Here is a 15,502-nt window from a genome sequence, read left to right on the forward strand (position 1 = left end):
CAATCAAAATTATGAAAATTGTACAAATGCGAAATTTTACCTTTTTTGAGATAAAAAATAAGAGTCTGGATTAAAAGTTTTTGGAGTCGTTTTGGTCACATCTTTAAATTTTCTGATAAAATGCGATTGATCAAAATATTGGTTGTATAGTGCAATTTCGGTCAAACTCAATTTTTCCAAATCGGCATTAATCATTTGATCTACGGACTTTCGGAATTTTAAAATTTGGATGTATTTTTTAATCGTAAGTCCCGTTGCAGTTTTGAATTTTATCTGCAATAATCTTTGTGAAGAATTCAAATGTTTTCCGATTTCAGAAACCGAAATTTCTTCTTTTTTGATTCTGATTAATTCACAAATTCTTTCAATGGTGTTTTCGTTCAGATTTGAATCAGACAATTCTTCAAAATAAAGATTTATGGTGTTTAATAATTCATTTATGTCTGATTGGATTCCAATTTTAAAGGGCAATTCTGCGGAATCAATTTTAAGTATCGAATCAGAAAAATTGCTCAAATCGTATTTCGGAAACATGGAGAGCGTCCAAGCATGAAATTGAATTATGGTAACTTTTGTTTTTGGCTGAATATTGACCAAAACTTTGTTTGTCATTTGCGAGCAAAAGTAAATTCCCTCGTTCATTTCGTATTTCATTTTGCTGGTATGAACCTCAATAGCATTTCTGGAGACAATGGCTAAGTTGAAACAGCCATTCGGCAAAATCAGTTTGTTTTCGATTTGGCTTTCGCCGATGCTGTTGTTTAGACACCAAATTTTATTGACGAATCTTTCAGATTTTTGGCTTACATAATATTCAGAGTAAAGATCCATCAATTGAGTTGAATTAAAAAGATTAAAGTTAAGCTTATTTGAATGTCACATTCGCTGGATTTAGCTTTAAGGAGTTTACCAATTCTTTAAATGAACCGAGATATTGTTTAAATTCGGTGTTATCTTTTGCTGACAAAACAGCTGTTATAATTGTGGTTTTGGACTCAATAACGAGTAAAACTTCTTCTTTAGAATCTGGATATGTGTAATTTACAGCTTTATAACGTCCAGTTAGAAAATTATCTTTCTTTAAATTTTCGAATTTAAGGTCTAATTCACCAATTTTTATTTCTGGAATTTCACTTTTAAGACTTGAATTATTTCCTTCGATCCATAAATTTAAATCAGGAGCCGATTCGTAATCTAAACCATAAACATACATATAAGTATTGTCGTTGACATTTTTTTCATCAGGTTTTATTAAAAATGGAATTTCATCGGTTTCGACCTGAATCCAACTTTTTGGAATATCAAGAATTATTAAATGTTTATGGCTAGTCAACATTTTTGTTTGTGCAGAAATATTGAAAGAAAGTAGAATAAAGAATATAATTATATAGGTTTTGTTTTTCATTATTTTTCAGAAATAAGTTTAAGCGAATGTATCATTTTTAACTAAATTCTTCAAAATATTCTTGTTTCGTATTCTCCCATTCTTCCAAAATAATACTGAAATAAACATCATCTTTACTTTTTCCTTCAGAATCGATATAATTATTTCTAAAAACGCCTTCTTTTACAGCCCCTAATTTTGCAATGGCTTTTTGCGATCTTATATTTTCAAGATCTGCGCTAAATTGTATTCTTCTAAACTGAATTTTTTCGAAACCAAAATTTAGCAATTCAAATTTACAGGCTTGGTTTAATCCCGTTCCCTGAAATGTTTTTCCGTACCAAGTCCAGCCAATTTCACATTTTTGACTCGCATGATTTAAATAGCCATAACGCGTACTTCCGGCAACTTTGTTTGTGGCTTTGTCAATAATTAAAAATGGATAACAAATTCCGTCTGCTTTTTGTTTTAATGTACTTTTTATATAGTTTTCAAAGTCTTGATCGTTTCGAACATACATTCCCATGTATTTCCAAATTTCATCGTCAAAAATTATTTCCTTTAGCTCGATGTTTCTTTGGCTTTCAAAAGGAATTAAAAGAACTCTTTCGTTTTCTAAAATAATGTCTGATTGTAAAATTTCGCTTTTCATGATTTCTGTATTAAGAATGGAATAAAATATAAAGCGAAAGTAAATGTTTGATTTTTATAAATAAATCATTAAAAATAACATTTTGTTATATTTTTAAAAAACTAAAAAAATCAAACAAATCTTTTGAATATCCGATTGTAAATAATTCACTTATTTTAAAGGTTATCTATAATTAATGGTTATTTTTACGGCCCAATTATAGATTTTCCCTCGATGCAAACTTCATTAAAAATTGCTGTTGTTGGTTCTGGACTTGTAGGATCGCTGCTGGCAATTTATCTTAAAAAAGCTGGCCACACCGTTCATGTGTATGACCGCAGTCCGGATATTAGAAAAATAAATTTCTCTGGACGTTCCATTAATCTTGCTATGTCAAATCGTGGCTGGAAAGCGCTTGATGCCGTTGGTGTTGGAAATTCAGTTCGAGAAATCGCAATTCCGATGGACAAACGCGCCATTCATTTGGTCGATAAACTGAATTTTCAGAATTACGGGCAGGAAGGCGAATCTATTTATTCGATTTCGAGAGGAAAGCTTAATAGAAAAATGATCGACTTGGCAGAAGAAGCTGGGGCCGAATTTCATTTTGAACAGAAAATCTGGGATGTTACGCTAAGCGATGCTACACTTCATATTGGTGAAACAGAAAGAGGCGAGTGGGAAGAAAGAAAATACGACATGGTTTTTGGTGCCGATGGTGCTTTTTCGAGAATTCGTCACAGAATGCAACGCCAAAGTATGTTCAATTATTCACAGGAATTCTTGAATATGGGGTATAAAGAATTGAATATTCCAGCAAATCCTGATGGAACACACAAATTAGATAAAAACTCATTTCATATTTGGCCAAGAGGCGAGTATATGTTGATTGCGCTTCCTAATCTTGACGGAAGTTTTACTTGCACCTTATTTATGCCTTTTGAAGGTGAAAATTCTTTTGAATCGTTAACCGATCGCAAAATGGTGGAAGATTTCTTCGAGAAAAATTTCCCAGACTCTATTGAAGTGATTCCGGAACTGGCAAATGATTTCTTTAAGAATCCAACAAGTACGTTGGTGACTATGAAATGTTTTCCATGGACTTATGAAGATAAAATTGCATTGATAGGAGATGCTTGTCATGCAATTGTACCATTTTATGGGCAAGGAATGAATGCTGGTTTTGAAGATATTACGGTTTTGAATGAAATGATTGAAAAGTACCAAGACGATTGGAAAAAAATCTTTTCAGAATATCAAATTTCAAGAAAACCAAATGCAGACGCCATTGCAGAGCTTTCGTATCGAAATTTCATGGAAATGAGTACAAAAACGGCAGATGAAAAATTCTTGTTGCAAAAGAAGATAGAAAAGGTTTTTTCAGATAAACATCCAGATAAATGGATTCCGCTTTACAGCCGAGTAACTTTCAGCGATCGCCCTTATGCAGAGGCTTTAGCAATTGGAGATTACCAAAACGGAATTATGGAAGAAGTTCTCCGAATGGAAAATATCGAGAATATCTGGAATACTCCGGAAGTTGAGAATAAAATTCTTGCGTTGTTGCAACAAGCTTAATTTTTTACACCATATAGGTGATATAAGTAAATATAAATTCATCAAACACTATTTATGAATTTATACAAAAAACAAACCCGACAGGTTTTTAAAACCTGTCGGGTTTTCTATTATTGACAAAGTTTTATATTTACTTATATCACTTATATGGTTTAATTTGCTGCCTATTTTTTAAACATTTTAGTCAAAACGCCAAAAACACCTCTTATAAAGGTAGCACTTGTTACGACTTTAAGAACAGATTTTGTAACAACCTCTGTAGTGCTAGGTTCCGATTTCGATGATTTTGCTGGCGCTTGTTCTTCTTGTTGCGCTGCTGTTTCTGCCGCTTGTGCAAGTTTTTTATTTAGGATTTCGAAGGCACTTTCACGGTCAATTTCTTCAGCATATTTTTTGACCAGTTTTGATTTTCCGTTTATTTCTTCGATTTCTTCATCCGTTAAAATATCCATTCTGCTCATTGGTGCACGCATCATTGTGGCAACAAGAGGAGTTGGGATCCCTTTTTCGTTAAGCGCAGTGACTAATGCTTCTCCAATTCCTAGACTGGTCAACAATTCATCCGTTTTATAATATTCTGATGTTGGATAATTATCAGCTGTTTTTTTGATTGCCTGGCGATCGTTTGCAGTAAAAGCTCTAAGAGCATGCTGAATTTTCAATCCCAATTGTGCCAAAACACCACTCGGAACATCCATTGGGTTTTGCGTAACAAAATAAACACCAATGCCTTTTGAACGAATCAATTTTACGATCGTTTCAATTTGTTCCAAAAGTACTTTGCTGGCTTCATTAAAAATCAAATGTGCCTCGTCAATAAAGATTACTAGTTCTGGTTGTTCAGCATCTCCTTTTTCAGGCATTTTTTGATAAATTTCAGCAAGAAGACTTAACATGAAAGTCGAGAATAATTTTGGTTTATCCTGAATATCCGTCAAGCGAATAATGTTTACGTAACCTTTTCCGTTTTCATCGATTCGCATCAAATCGTCGGTGTCAAAGGATAATTCGCCAAAGAACAAATCGCCACCTTGTTGTTCCAATTCGATGATCTTTCTCAAGATTGTTCCAGTCGTAGCAGTTGAAATTTTGCCGTAACTTTCAGCAATTTCTTCCTTGCCTTCCTCTGTGATATAATTAATGACTTTTTTAATGTCTTTTAAATCTAGTAAAGGCATTTGGTTGTCATCGCAATATTTAAAGATTACTGCCACAACTCCGGCTTGAGTATCATTTAGATCTAAAATTCTAGAAAACAGAACTGGTCCAAATTCAGAAACCGTTGCACGCAAACGAACTCCATTTTGCTTCGATAAAGACATCAATTCAACAGGAAACGAAGCTACATTATAAGGTATGTTCATTTTAGCATGACGTTCAGTAATAAAGCTTTGTTCCTTTCCTTCTTTTGCAATACCACTAAAATCTCCTTTAATATCCATCATTAATACTGGAATGCCGACATTGGACAATTGCTCCGAAAAAACTTGAATTGTTTTTGTTTTTCCTGTTCCAGTTGCGCCCGCTATAAGTCCGTGACGGTTAAGAGTTTTAAGAGGAATTTTTACATGAGCCTCAGCAATAGCTTCTCCATCCAGAATTGCGCTTCCCAAAGTAATGCTGTCGCCTTTAGAAAGATAACCGTTGTTTATTTCTTGAATGAAATTATCTTTTTTATTCATGTTTTTATCTGTAATTTATATGATTATGAAAGTTTTGCTTCGTTTTTAACAAAATAGCTATATTTTTTTTAGTAAGAAAAAGCTTTTTTTGATTGAAAAATGTATAAAAAAAAAATTCGCAGCTTTTTAAGAAGATTTCAATGGATTAATTGAATATTTACTAAAACGTTGTAATTTTTTTACTATTCGACCTTTTTTTTGTTTTATCAAAAAAATGATGCAGGCAATTTAATGAGATATTTTTTAAATTGACGTTAAATTTCCTTCAATAAAATTAAAAAAAGTTTTTTTATTTAAACTAAACGTATAAATTTGCTCCTCTACAAGTTAAATATAACTAAAAAATAAAAATTATTTAAAACTATTAAAATTAAAAAAAATGGCAAACGTTAAAGTTAAAAAAGAAAGCACTTCAAATGGAGGAGGAATGATCACTGGAATCATTATTGCAGCGTGTATCTTAGTGGGGGTGTTTATTTGGAAAGTAATCATGGGTAATCCAGCGAACTTTGAAGGAGGAAACGCTGAAACAGGTCACCCAATCAATACTCTAGGGATGGTGTACAAAGGAGGTTTCATTGTACCAGTATTGTTAGGTATGCTTTTAATGGTTGTTGTTTTTTCTATTGAGAGATTTATCGTTATTGGTAAAGCAGCAGGAAAAACTAACCTTGACAAATTCATGAAAAGTGTTCAAGGAAGTATTAAAGAAGGAAACATCGAAGGTGCTATCGCTTCATGTGACAAACAACAAGGTTCAGTTGCAAATGCAATTAAATCTGCTTTGATTAAATATCAAGACGTTAAAAAAGAAGGATTCAACAGTGAAGAGGCTTCAGAAGTAATCCACAAAGAAATCGAAGAGGCTACTTCATTAGAAATGCCAATGTTGGAAAAAAATATGACTATTATCTCTACTTTAGTATCTTTAGGTACATTAGGAGGATTATTAGGAACTGTATCAGGTATGATTAAAGCGTTTGGTGCGTTAGCTTCTGCTGGAACTCCTGACCAAGCTGCTCTTGCAACAGGTATCTCTGAGGCACTTATCAACACTGCAACAGGTATCTCTACATCTATCTTTGCAATTGTTTCTTACAACTTCTTTACTGCTAAAATTGACGATTTAACTTACTCTATCGATGAGGCTGGTACTACAATCGTGAATACTTACAGAAAATTCAGAGGAAGTTTAAAACAATAATTAATTTTTGATATATAAATAATTAAGATTTAATTATATCAAAAAAATAAAATAAAAGATAATGGCTAAAATTAAAATGAAAAAGAAGTCGACATCGACAGATATGACTGCCATGTGCGATGTTGCGTTCCTTTTGCTTACGTTCTTTATCTTGACTGCTACTGCTAAAGTGCCTGAAGCACTTCCTGTAGATATGCCTGCTTCTACTGTAGAACATAAATTACCAGATTCTAATTTGGCAATTATTACAATAGGAAAAGGAAAAGACGGGAAAAGCAAAGTGTTTTTCGATATCAAAGGAAGAGAGATTCGTAAAAGAACTCTTGAAGGTATGGGAGCAAAGTTAGGAGTTGCTTTTTCAGATGATGATAAGGAAAAATTTGCATTAATGGATGACTTTGGTGTTCCATTGGCAAATTTGAAACAAATCATCGACATGAAAGCAGCTGAGAGAACTAAAGCAAATCAGCCAGGTATTCCAATCGATTCTACAGATAATCAATTAAAAGAGTGGCTTTTGGTTTCAAGAAGAGCTGCAATTGATCTTGATGATAAAGAATTAGAGATTGCAATCAAAGGAGATGCTAAAGAACAATATCCTCAAATCAAAAAGATTATGGATATTTTACAGGAGCAAAAAATCAATTCCTTTAACTTAGTTACAGGTACAAGAGGAAAAGACTTTTAATTAAAAAAGATACACTAAAATGGCTGAATTAAATACTGGCGACAGTGGTGGCGGAAAAGGTGGTAAGGTAAGAAGCAAGAAGCAAAATTCGAAAGTCGATTTAACGGCGATGGTAGATTTGGCGTTCTTATTGATCACATTCTTTATGTTGACTACATCGTTGTCAAAACCTAAAGCAATGGATTTATCTTTGCCAGATAAAGATCCAGACGATAAAACTCCTCCAGTTAAAGTAGATGAGAATCGTACAATGACTGTGATGTTAGGAGAAAATAATAAAATGGTTTATTATATGGGATTATTAGCGGCTCCAAAAGTTGGTCCAAAAGATATTGCATATGGTAAAGATGGTATTCGTAGAGAATTATTGAAGCAAAAGAGAGAAGTATTAGCTTATTCTGCTGCTTTAGGAAAACCTAAGAATGGGATAATAGTTATCATTAAACCTACTAAGAAATCAAATTACCGTAATTTGGTTGATATGTTGGATGAGATGGCTATTACAGGAGTAGATACTTATGCGATTGTTCCTGAGTTTACGCCAGAGGAAACAAAATTAATAGACAAACAATAATTGTTTTGTCTTGTTTGAACATCCTAATAATCAAGAAAAATGAAATTAGATATTATAAAAAATCAATGGCTTGATATCGTATTCGAAGGGCGTAATAAGATATATGGGGCATATGAGTTAAGAAAATCGAACAAAAAAACAACGGTAAGAGCACTTATCATTGGTTCGGTTATTTTTAGCTTTGCTGTTGCCGCTCCTCTTATTGCGAGTTATTTGCCAGATTCCAGTGATGAGGATATGGATAAAGATATCAAGATCGTAACAGCGAAAATCCCTGTTAAGAAAAAAGAAGAGGTAAAACCAAATGAACCGCCACCACCACCGCCTCCACCAAAAGTGGATCAAGTGAAGTTCGTGAAACCGGTTGTTGCTAAAGCAGACGAAGTTACAGAAGACCCACCAAAAATTGAAGATCTTAAAGATAAGAAAGTTGGTGCTGAAACTATCAAAGGAGATCCAAATGCAGAACTTACTGTTGAGGAGCCTGTAGGTAAAGGTCCAGTGGCTGAAGTTGTAGAAGAAGACAACCAAGTTTACAACACAGCTGGTATCGAGGTAAAACCAGATTTCCCAGGAGGTATTGATAAATTCTACAAATTCGTAGGAAACAATTACAAAACTCCAGAAGAAGAAGGTTTAAAAGGTAAAGTTTACGTTACGTTTGTAGTTGAAAAAGACGGTTCATTAACCGACATTAAAGTTTTAAGGGATATCGGTTACGGTACAGGAGCAGAAGCAATTCGTGTTCTTAAAAAATGTCCAAAATGGACTCCTGGCGAGCAAAATGGTAAAAAAGTTAGGGTATTATACTCTCTTCCTATTACTATTCAATCTGCAGAATAATGTTAAAAGATATGCTTAATAATATTCAGAAGAAATCGCTCAAAGAGCGATTTCTTCTTGTTTTAGGAATACTGTTTTTTTTGATATATCTTGTGCTGGGTTTAATGATTATGTTTTGGGAAAAATTGCCATTAGATATGGAACCAAAATATAGATACGCTTTTGGCGGATTATTGATCGTATACTCGGCTATACGTTTTCTGAGATTAATTAATTCAAATACAGAGTAATTATGTTAAAGTATAGTAAAGTTGCAGGAGTAGTTCTTCTTGTCTTTTTGTTTGCCATGTGTAACCAAAAAAGCAAGGATGATACTAAAGAAACAATTTTAAAAGGATCTCTTGATATTGCAGTTGATGAGACTGTAAAGCCAATTGTGGACGATCAAGTTGCAGTTTTTGAAGGCACTTATTATGATGCCAAAATTAATGTGAAACCTAAGTCTGAAGCAGAGGTTATTAATGATTTATTAAATCAGAAAACTAAAGTAGTTGTGACTGCTCGAAAGCTAACCAGTGAAGAGTTGAAACAATTTGAAAAAAGCAAGATTAATCCTAGAGTTACTCCTTTTGCTGTTGATGCTATTGCCTTTATTTCTAGTAAGAGCAATAAAGATACATTAATTGCGTTGAAAAGTGTAATTGATTTTATGCAAGGGAAAACGGATTCAACTATAAAAGGACTTGTGTTTGACAATCCGAACTCTAGTACAGTTCGTTATATGAAAGAATTGGCGAAAGTTAAAGATATTCCAAAAAATGGAGTTTTTTCTTTTAATACTAACGATGAAGTTATTAAATTCGTTTCTGAAAACGAAGGAATGATTGGAGTAGTTGGTGTGAACTGGCTTTCGCAACCTTCGCAAAATATGACTGATTACATAAAGAAAGTCAATATTTTAGGAGTTAAGGGGTTGAAGGATAATCAATATCATTACCCAAGTCAAACTGAGCTTATGGAAGGGAAATATCCTTTGGCACGTGATTTGTTTATTATAAATTGTCAAGGGTATTCTGGATTAGGAATGGGTTTTTCTTCTTTTATTGCTGGTGAAATCGGTCAGAGAATAGTTTTGAAGTCCAGCTTAATGCCAGTTAAAACTCCAGGAAGAAAGCTTCAGATTAGAAGTGAAATTATTAAAGATAAAGAATAAATTAATTACGATAAAGATGAATAAATTTAAAATTTTTAGTCTTGCTTTAGTGGCGACAGCTTCTGTTGCACAAGCGCAAGATATTAAAGAAGCTAAAAAAGCTATCGATGCTGAACAGTTTCAGAAGGCAAAATCTTTGCTTAAGTCAATCATAAAAGCAAAACCTTCAGATGGTGAAGCTAATTTTGTTTTAGGAAATATTTATTTAAATCAAAGTGTAGTCGATTCTGCTAAAATTTATTATTTAAATGGAATTGAAGCTTCAGATAAAAAGAACCTAAATTATATTGGTCTAGGTCAAATAGATCTTGACAATAAAAATACTGCAGCGGCGCAAGCAAACTTTGGTTTAGCGACTAAAGATATGAAGCGTAAAGATATTGATGAGTATATCTACATTGGTAGAGCATATATGAATTCAAATAATCCTGATTACAATAGTGCTATTACAAGTTTAAAACGTGCTTTAGCAATAGAGCCTCAAAATGCTACAGCTTTATTGGCAATTGGAGATGCTTATTACGGAGCAAATAATCAAAATGATGCTTATAAAGCATACCGTGACGCATTTACTGCTGATCCAACACTTTTAAGAGCAAAAATGCAATTAGGTGTTTTGTTAAAAGGAGCGAAATCATACGATGAAGCGATTAAATCTTTCAACGAAGTTATTGCTATAAATCCAAATTACGGTCCTGTTTACAGAGAGTTGGCTGAAACTTATTACAAATGGGCAAGAAACAAGCCTTCTACTTCTCAAACTAATTTGCAAAATGCAATTAAGAACTATGAAAAATATCTTAGTTTGACAGATTATTCATTAGATTCTAAAATGCGTCATGCTGACTTCTTAATTTTGGTAAAAGATTATAAGAATTTAGAGGTAGTTGCTAATAAAATGATCGCTGAAGATAAAGTTAATCCTAGAATTTACAGATATTTAGGATATGCAGCATATGAAAATGGTAACACAGATGTGGCTATCAAATCAATCGAAGATTACATCAAAAGTCCTTCAAATAAAGTAATTGGAAGGGATTATTTATACTTAGGGTTTGCTAAAATTAAAAAAGGAACTGCAGCGGATGGTACTGTAGATAAAGCTGCTTTTGATTCAGGTATTGCTGATATTAAGAAAGCTGTTGAACTAGAGCCATTAGCAGTTGAGGAACTTGGTGATTTTGCTAAAGAGTTATTTGGGAAAAAGCAATTTGCTCAAGCAGCGGCAATTTATGAGTTAGGTGTTAATAATGCAGAGCAGAAAAATTACTTATATGATAATATTTATTATGGTATTGCTCTTTATTATGCAAACTTAAACAAAACAAATCCTGCTTATGTAACTGAGCTTGCAAAAGCTGATGCTGCTTTTGACAAAGTACTTGTTGCTTCTCCAAGTTATGATGAGGCTTACTTATATAAAGGAAGAATCAATAACTTATTGGAGAAAGACGATTTGATCATCAAAAATTACGAAGAGTATATTACTAAAACTACTGCAAAAGGTGCTGAGGAATTGGCAAAACCTGCAACAGTTAAAAAAGTTGTTGAAGCTTACAATAGTATTGGTGCTGCTTATGCTAATACAGACAAAGCTAAAGCAATTGAATATTTCAACAAAACTTTAGTTTTAGATCCAGCTAATGCTTATGCAACACAATCTGTAAAAGCATTAAAATAATATAAGTTTTTATAACTAATTAAAAAACCGATAGTTCATTGAGCTATCGGTTTTTTTGTTACGTATTTAAATGACTATCTTTGCACTTTAAAATTGAATAATGTTACCAAAAGAAATACAATTAGAAGTTAATAAAGGTGCAATGTTGCCTTTGATGGAAGAATTTTACACCATTCAAGGAGAAGGTTTTCATACTGGAACAGCAGCATATTTTATTAGAATTGGAGGATGTGATGTAGGTTGTCATTGGTGTGATGTGAAAGAAAGCTGGAATGCCGAATTACATCCGCCGACGAAAACTGATTTAATTGTAGAAAATGCTTCAACTTATGCCGACACAGTTGTAATAACAGGTGGTGAGCCTTTGACTTGGGATATGACTTTGCTTACGCAGCAATTAAAAGATAAAAATCTAAAAGTTCACATTGAAACTTCAGGGGCATATCCGCTTAGTGGAACTTGGGACTGGATCTGTCTTTCGCCTAAAAAAAATAAATTGCCAACACAAACCGTTTATGACAATGCACATGAGCTTAAAGTGATTATTTACAATAAGCATGATTTTATTTTTGCAGAAGAACAAGCAGAACTTGTAAATGATAATGCAATTTTATTTTTGCAACCAGAATGGAGTAAAAAAGAAGAAATGACGCCTTTGATTGTTGATTATGTAATGAATAATCCAAAATGGCGTGTTTCCCTTCAGACGCATAAATATTTAAATATACCATAAAACAAAAAATCTCTTCAGTTATGAAGAGATTTTTTGTTTTAAATTGTTCTGGAAATTAGATTATTCCCAATTGTTATATTTTTTTAATGTTGTAATATGTGCCAAATGATGATTTCCATGCCAAGCGTATAAAGCAATCATCTTTTTGATACTGATTTCAGAATTGTTTTCAGGATGAATGAAAGATTTTTCTAATTCGATTTCAGATAAATTTTTCAAAAGATAAGCTATTCTAAAATGTAATCCATTCAATAAATTAAGTGTTGGCTCAATTGGCATTTTTAAATTATCTGGTAGTTCGCTCCATAAATTTTCATCATATGCTTTGATTACAGGATTGTTTTCAGTCAGTGCCCATTTGATTCTGATGAAACAATTCATATGACTTTCAGCACAATGATGAATTACTTGGCGAACAGTCCAGCCTTGAGGACGGTAAGGCGTGTCAAGTTGGTCGTTGGTTAAATTTAGCGTCTCTATTTTTAATTTTTCGGGAAAAGTGGTTATTTCCTCAATTTTACTCGAAAGAAATTCAGGCGTAAAAGCAATAGGAACTTCAAATTTTCCGATAGGATATTTTAATTTTTCTAAATCAAGTTCTTTCATTGGTTTAAAATTTGTTTAAATTGAAAGTTTGGCTAAATAATCATAATGCTCGCCTTCAGTGATTAATTCGCATTTTAATCCATTTGCGATTGCAGCATTTTGTAATGTATTATAATCTAGATATAACCAATCAAACGGTTCTTCTTTTTCTCCTTTATACGAAATAGTGAAAACTAATTCTCCATAATAATCATTGCTCGGAATCCATTTTCCGCCATCTTCATCTTCATCAAACATATAAATGATATCTGAGCTGTCAATCAAAATTTGGCCTCCTGGATTTAGTAATGATTTTAATTTTGATAAATATTGGTTGCAATTTTCGAGTTTTCCAAAAATTCCGGTACCATTCATTAGTAAAAGAATCGTGTCAAATTTGCTGTCCCCAAAATCCAAGATATTTTGAACTTTGACGTTTTTCAGGCCTCTTAACTCGCATGTTTCAATTGCTTTTTCTGAAATGTCAATTGAAGTCACATCAAGATTTCTGTCGTTTTGCAATGAAAGACTATGGCTTCCCGCGCCACAACCAACGTCTAAAATTTTGCCGAAAGCGAGTTGAAGTGCTTTTTGCTCTATTTTTGGCATTTCATTATAAGAACGAAATAAATATCCAATACTCATTTCGTCTTCTTCAGAAATTGAAGTTTCAGTAATAATATCTTCGGGTGAATTATTTGTTTGGAAATCGAACATCGCTTTCCCAAAAAGATCTTTCATCGTATTTTAATTCAAATATTAGAGTTTCAAGTTTAAAGTTGTTTAATTTTGCAGTTCAACTTTAAATTTTAAACTTGAAACAAATTTTAAACAACTTAAATAAGTTAGCCAAAGATAAGCATATCGAAAACAAAAAGTATTTTGATAAGCTTAAAAAGAAACAGCCTAAAAATTTGGATTATATCATGCAGGATTTGCATGATGCCGAATTTAAAAAAACAGATTGTCTGCAATGTGCGAATTGTTGCAAAACAACGGGCCCATTGTTTACTTTGGCAGATATTGAAAGAATTTCTAAATCATTCAGGCAAAAACCCCAGCAGTTTATTGATCAGTATTTGCGAATTGATGAAGACAAAGATTATGTTTTAAAAAGTGTTCCGTGCACTTTTCTGGATAGCGAAAATTACTGCATGATTTATGATGTCCGTCCAAAAGCTTGTCGAGAGTTCCCGCATACAGATCGCAAGAAGTTTCATCAAATATCAGATCTAACATTGAAAAATGTTGCGATATGTCCAGCGGCTTATAATATTGTTGAAGAAATGAAGAAGAAACTTCCGTTGTAAGGTTTTTAAAAACTGCTAATTGTTTTTTGAAGCAATTCTATTCTGGTTTTTTAAATGTATTTTTGACTTGAAGAAAATGCAAATTGTTAATATCAAAACAGTATCAATAAATTGAATTTAGAATATTTTATAGCAAAGAGACTTATTACTGCGAAAGATTATAAAAGCAGTATCTCGGCGCCTATCATAAAAATTGCCATTTCAGCAATTGCAATTGGAATTATAATGATGTTGGTTTCAGTGGCAACGGGAATTGGTCTGCAACAAAAAATCCGCGATAAAATCTCTGCGTTTAACGGACAGGTTATTATATCGAATTTTGACAATAATAATTCTGAGGCGACATTAGTTCCAATTTCTAAAAAACAGGATTTTTATCCTAATTTCAAATCGGTTCCTGATGTGACGCATATTCAGGCTATCGCAACTAAAGCTGGAATTATTAGAACTGAAAATGCTTTTGAAGGAATTATTTTCAAAGGAGTAGGGGCAGATTATGATTGGAGCAGTATAAAAGAGTATTTGGTTGAAGGGAAATTGCCTGATTTTTCAAAATCATTAAATGAAGAAGTCATTATTTCGAGATTTCTTGCGGACCGACTTAATTTAAAACTAGGAGATAGTTTTAATACTTTTTTCATCAAAGAAGAACAAGGGAAAATGCCTAATAGCCGCAGATTTAAAATTGCTGGTATTTTTAGCTCCGGTTTTCAAGATTTTGATGCGACTTTTATAATAGGTGATATTCGACACATTCAGAGGATCAATAAATGGTCGCCTGATCAGATTGGTGCTTTTGAAGTCTTCGTGAAAGATTTTACAAAGATTAAACAAACAGGAAATCAAATTTACGAACAGACACCATCAGGACTAGATACTAAAACTATTATTGAAAAGTTTAGCTATATTTTTGACTGGTTACAGCTTTTTGATTTTAATATAGTAGTGATTTTAGGAGTTATGATTTTGGTTGCTACTATAAATATGGTAGTGGCGCTTTTGGTTCTGATTTTAGAACGGACACAAATGATCGGGATTTTAAAATCATTAGGAGCAAACAACTGGACTGTCCGAAAAATATTTTTATATAATGCATTCTATTTAATAATACGGGGATTGTTCTGGGGGAACCTTATCGGAATCTCAATATTGTTGATACAACAACAATTTGGAGTAGTTCATCTAAACCCCGAAAACTATTATGTGAATCAAGCTCCAGTGTATTTAAATTGGGGCTATGTAATAGCATTGAATCTCCTAACTATAATAATTTGTTTTTTGGTATTGCTAATACCGTCTTATATAATAACCAAGATATCTCCAGTCAAAGCAATTCGTTTTGATTAGTCATTAATAATCTAAAAGCTCGAGCAACCCGGCAGGTTTTGAAAACCTTGTCGGGTTTGTTTTTGTATGCATATAATATATGAGTACATCTTGCCCGTGCGAGCGGAGC

At 32.8% G+C, this 15,502-nt stretch carries 17 protein-coding genes; 11 read left to right on the top strand and 6 right to left on the bottom strand.

The annotated features are described in order from the left end of the window. Positions 1-36 precede the first annotated feature (36 nt). From AAYQ19_RS18995 to AAYQ19_RS19005, 3 genes are read right to left on the bottom strand one after another with little or no spacing between them, the layout of a single operon-like run. A complete protein-coding gene (locus AAYQ19_RS18995) occupies positions 37-831 on the bottom strand; it encodes a helix-turn-helix domain-containing protein (protein ID WP_343538473.1) in 795 nt (264 codons plus the stop codon). Between the two features lie 34 nt (positions 832-865). Beyond that, positions 866-1,405 (bottom strand): hypothetical protein, encoded by a 540-nt coding sequence (locus AAYQ19_RS19000; protein WP_343538474.1) that lies wholly within the window; start codon positions 1,403-1,405, stop codon positions 866-868. Between the two features lie 37 nt (positions 1,406-1,442). Then, positions 1,443-2,036 carry a GNAT family N-acetyltransferase gene (locus AAYQ19_RS19005; RefSeq protein WP_343538475.1) on the bottom strand — a complete coding sequence of 198 codons (594 nt, stop codon included), beginning with the start codon at positions 2,034-2,036 and terminating at the stop codon, positions 1,443-1,445. 213 nt (positions 2,037-2,249) lie between these two features. On the opposite strand from AAYQ19_RS19005, the gene AAYQ19_RS19010 reads away from it, so the two are divergent. Next, positions 2,250-3,593: an FAD-dependent oxidoreductase gene (locus AAYQ19_RS19010; protein ID WP_343538476.1), complete on the top strand. Its 1,344-nt coding sequence runs from the start codon at positions 2,250-2,252 to the stop codon at positions 3,591-3,593. Positions 3,594-3,757: 164 nt separating this feature from the next. Here AAYQ19_RS19010 and AAYQ19_RS19015 read toward each other — a convergent pair whose 3' ends face one another. Continuing rightward, positions 3,758-5,275, bottom strand: a complete 1,518-nt coding sequence (locus tag AAYQ19_RS19015; protein WP_343538477.1) for a helicase HerA-like domain-containing protein — start codon at positions 5,273-5,275, stop codon at positions 3,758-3,760. 379 nt (positions 5,276-5,654) lie between these two features. Between AAYQ19_RS19015 and AAYQ19_RS19020 the strand changes: the two genes are divergently transcribed. From AAYQ19_RS19020 to AAYQ19_RS19055, 8 genes are all read left to right on the top strand, one after another. Then, a complete protein-coding gene (locus AAYQ19_RS19020) occupies positions 5,655-6,479 on the top strand; it encodes a MotA/TolQ/ExbB proton channel family protein (RefSeq protein ID WP_343538478.1) in 825 nt (274 codons plus the stop codon). Positions 6,480-6,540: 61 nt separating this feature from the next. Next, a complete protein-coding gene (locus tag AAYQ19_RS19025) occupies positions 6,541-7,167 on the top strand; it encodes an ExbD/TolR family protein (protein ID WP_343538480.1) in 627 nt (208 codons plus the stop codon). Positions 7,168-7,186: 19 nt separating this feature from the next. Next, positions 7,187-7,741 (top strand): ExbD/TolR family protein, encoded by a 555-nt coding sequence (locus tag AAYQ19_RS19030; protein ID WP_343538481.1) that lies wholly within the window; start codon positions 7,187-7,189, stop codon positions 7,739-7,741. 39 nt (positions 7,742-7,780) lie between these two features. Further along, entirely contained in the window at positions 7,781-8,584 is an 804-nt protein-coding gene (locus tag AAYQ19_RS19035; RefSeq protein WP_343538482.1) for an energy transducer TonB, read from the top strand. Beyond that, entirely contained in the window at positions 8,584-8,814 is a 231-nt protein-coding gene (locus tag AAYQ19_RS19040; RefSeq protein ID WP_057122313.1) for a hypothetical protein, read from the top strand. The genes AAYQ19_RS19035 and AAYQ19_RS19040 overlap by 1 nt, the downstream gene beginning before the upstream one ends. Positions 8,815-8,816: 2 nt before the next feature. After that, entirely contained in the window at positions 8,817-9,737 is a 921-nt protein-coding gene (locus AAYQ19_RS19045) for a PstS family phosphate ABC transporter substrate-binding protein (protein ID WP_343538484.1), read from the top strand. A 16-nt stretch (positions 9,738-9,753) separates the two neighbouring features. Then, positions 9,754-11,418 carry a tetratricopeptide repeat protein gene (locus AAYQ19_RS19050; protein ID WP_343538485.1) on the top strand — a complete coding sequence of 555 codons (1,665 nt, stop codon included), beginning with the start codon at positions 9,754-9,756 and terminating at the stop codon, positions 11,416-11,418. 100 nt (positions 11,419-11,518) lie between these two features. Further along, positions 11,519-12,151 carry a 7-carboxy-7-deazaguanine synthase QueE gene (locus tag AAYQ19_RS19055; protein ID WP_343538486.1) on the top strand — a complete coding sequence of 211 codons (633 nt, stop codon included), beginning with the start codon at positions 11,519-11,521 and terminating at the stop codon, positions 12,149-12,151. Between the two features lie 60 nt (positions 12,152-12,211). Here the strand turns inward: AAYQ19_RS19055 and AAYQ19_RS19060 are convergent, their stop codons facing one another. Continuing rightward, the gene (locus AAYQ19_RS19060; RefSeq protein WP_343538488.1) at positions 12,212-12,757 is read right to left on the bottom strand and encodes a YfiT family bacillithiol transferase; all 546 of its coding nucleotides are present in this window, start codon (positions 12,755-12,757) and stop codon (positions 12,212-12,214) included. Positions 12,758-12,772: 15 nt separating this feature from the next. Beyond that, entirely contained in the window at positions 12,773-13,477 is a 705-nt protein-coding gene (locus tag AAYQ19_RS19065; protein ID WP_343538489.1) for a class I SAM-dependent methyltransferase, read from the bottom strand. A 74-nt stretch (positions 13,478-13,551) separates the two neighbouring features. On the opposite strand from AAYQ19_RS19065, the gene AAYQ19_RS19070 reads away from it, so the two are divergent. Together AAYQ19_RS19070 and AAYQ19_RS19075 are read left to right on the top strand one after the other, a co-directional pair. After that, a complete protein-coding gene (locus tag AAYQ19_RS19070) occupies positions 13,552-14,046 on the top strand; it encodes a YkgJ family cysteine cluster protein (RefSeq protein ID WP_026728451.1) in 495 nt (164 codons plus the stop codon). A 111-nt stretch (positions 14,047-14,157) separates the two neighbouring features. Further along, positions 14,158-15,393: an ABC transporter permease gene (locus tag AAYQ19_RS19075; RefSeq protein WP_343538490.1), complete on the top strand. Its 1,236-nt coding sequence runs from the start codon at positions 14,158-14,160 to the stop codon at positions 15,391-15,393. Positions 15,394-15,502: the final 109 nt, after the last annotated feature.

The sequence above is a fragment of the Flavobacterium mesophilum genome (assembly GCF_039581405.1).
Lineage (GTDB): Bacteria > Bacteroidota > Bacteroidia > Flavobacteriales > Flavobacteriaceae > Flavobacterium.

What these genes read in the sequence shown, in the direction of transcription:
- AAYQ19_RS19030 (WP_343538481.1), top strand. Translation starts at nt 7,187, where the DNA reads ATGGCTGAATTAAATACTGGCGACAGTGGTGGCGGAAAAGGTGGTAAG.
- AAYQ19_RS19025 (WP_343538480.1), top strand. Translation starts at nt 6,541, where the DNA reads ATGGCTAAAATTAAAATGAAAAAGAAGTCGACATCGACAGATATGACT.
- AAYQ19_RS19055 (WP_343538486.1), top strand. Translation starts at nt 11,519, where the DNA reads ATGTTACCAAAAGAAATACAATTAGAAGTTAATAAAGGTGCAATGTTG.
- AAYQ19_RS19065 (WP_343538489.1), bottom strand. Translation starts at nt 13,477, where the DNA reads ATGAAAGATCTTTTTGGGAAAGCGATGTTCGATTTCCAAACAAATAAT.
- AAYQ19_RS19005 (WP_343538475.1), bottom strand. Translation starts at nt 2,036, where the DNA reads ATGAAAAGCGAAATTTTACAATCAGACATTATTTTAGAAAACGAAAGA.
- AAYQ19_RS19015 (WP_343538477.1), bottom strand. Translation starts at nt 5,275, where the DNA reads ATGAATAAAAAAGATAATTTCATTCAAGAAATAAACAACGGTTATCTT.
- AAYQ19_RS18995 (WP_343538473.1), bottom strand. Translation starts at nt 831, where the DNA reads ATGGATCTTTACTCTGAATATTATGTAAGCCAAAAATCTGAAAGATTC.
- AAYQ19_RS19035 (WP_343538482.1), top strand. Translation starts at nt 7,781, where the DNA reads ATGAAATTAGATATTATAAAAAATCAATGGCTTGATATCGTATTCGAA.
- AAYQ19_RS19010 (WP_343538476.1), top strand. Translation starts at nt 2,250, where the DNA reads ATGCAAACTTCATTAAAAATTGCTGTTGTTGGTTCTGGACTTGTAGGA.
- AAYQ19_RS19045 (WP_343538484.1), top strand. Translation starts at nt 8,817, where the DNA reads ATGTTAAAGTATAGTAAAGTTGCAGGAGTAGTTCTTCTTGTCTTTTTG.
- AAYQ19_RS19020 (WP_343538478.1), top strand. Translation starts at nt 5,655, where the DNA reads ATGGCAAACGTTAAAGTTAAAAAAGAAAGCACTTCAAATGGAGGAGGA.
- AAYQ19_RS19040 (WP_057122313.1), top strand. Translation starts at nt 8,584, where the DNA reads ATGTTAAAAGATATGCTTAATAATATTCAGAAGAAATCGCTCAAAGAG.
- AAYQ19_RS19050 (WP_343538485.1), top strand. Translation starts at nt 9,754, where the DNA reads ATGAATAAATTTAAAATTTTTAGTCTTGCTTTAGTGGCGACAGCTTCT.
- AAYQ19_RS19060 (WP_343538488.1), bottom strand. Translation starts at nt 12,757, where the DNA reads ATGAAAGAACTTGATTTAGAAAAATTAAAATATCCTATCGGAAAATTT.
- AAYQ19_RS19000 (WP_343538474.1), bottom strand. Translation starts at nt 1,405, where the DNA reads ATGAAAAACAAAACCTATATAATTATATTCTTTATTCTACTTTCTTTC.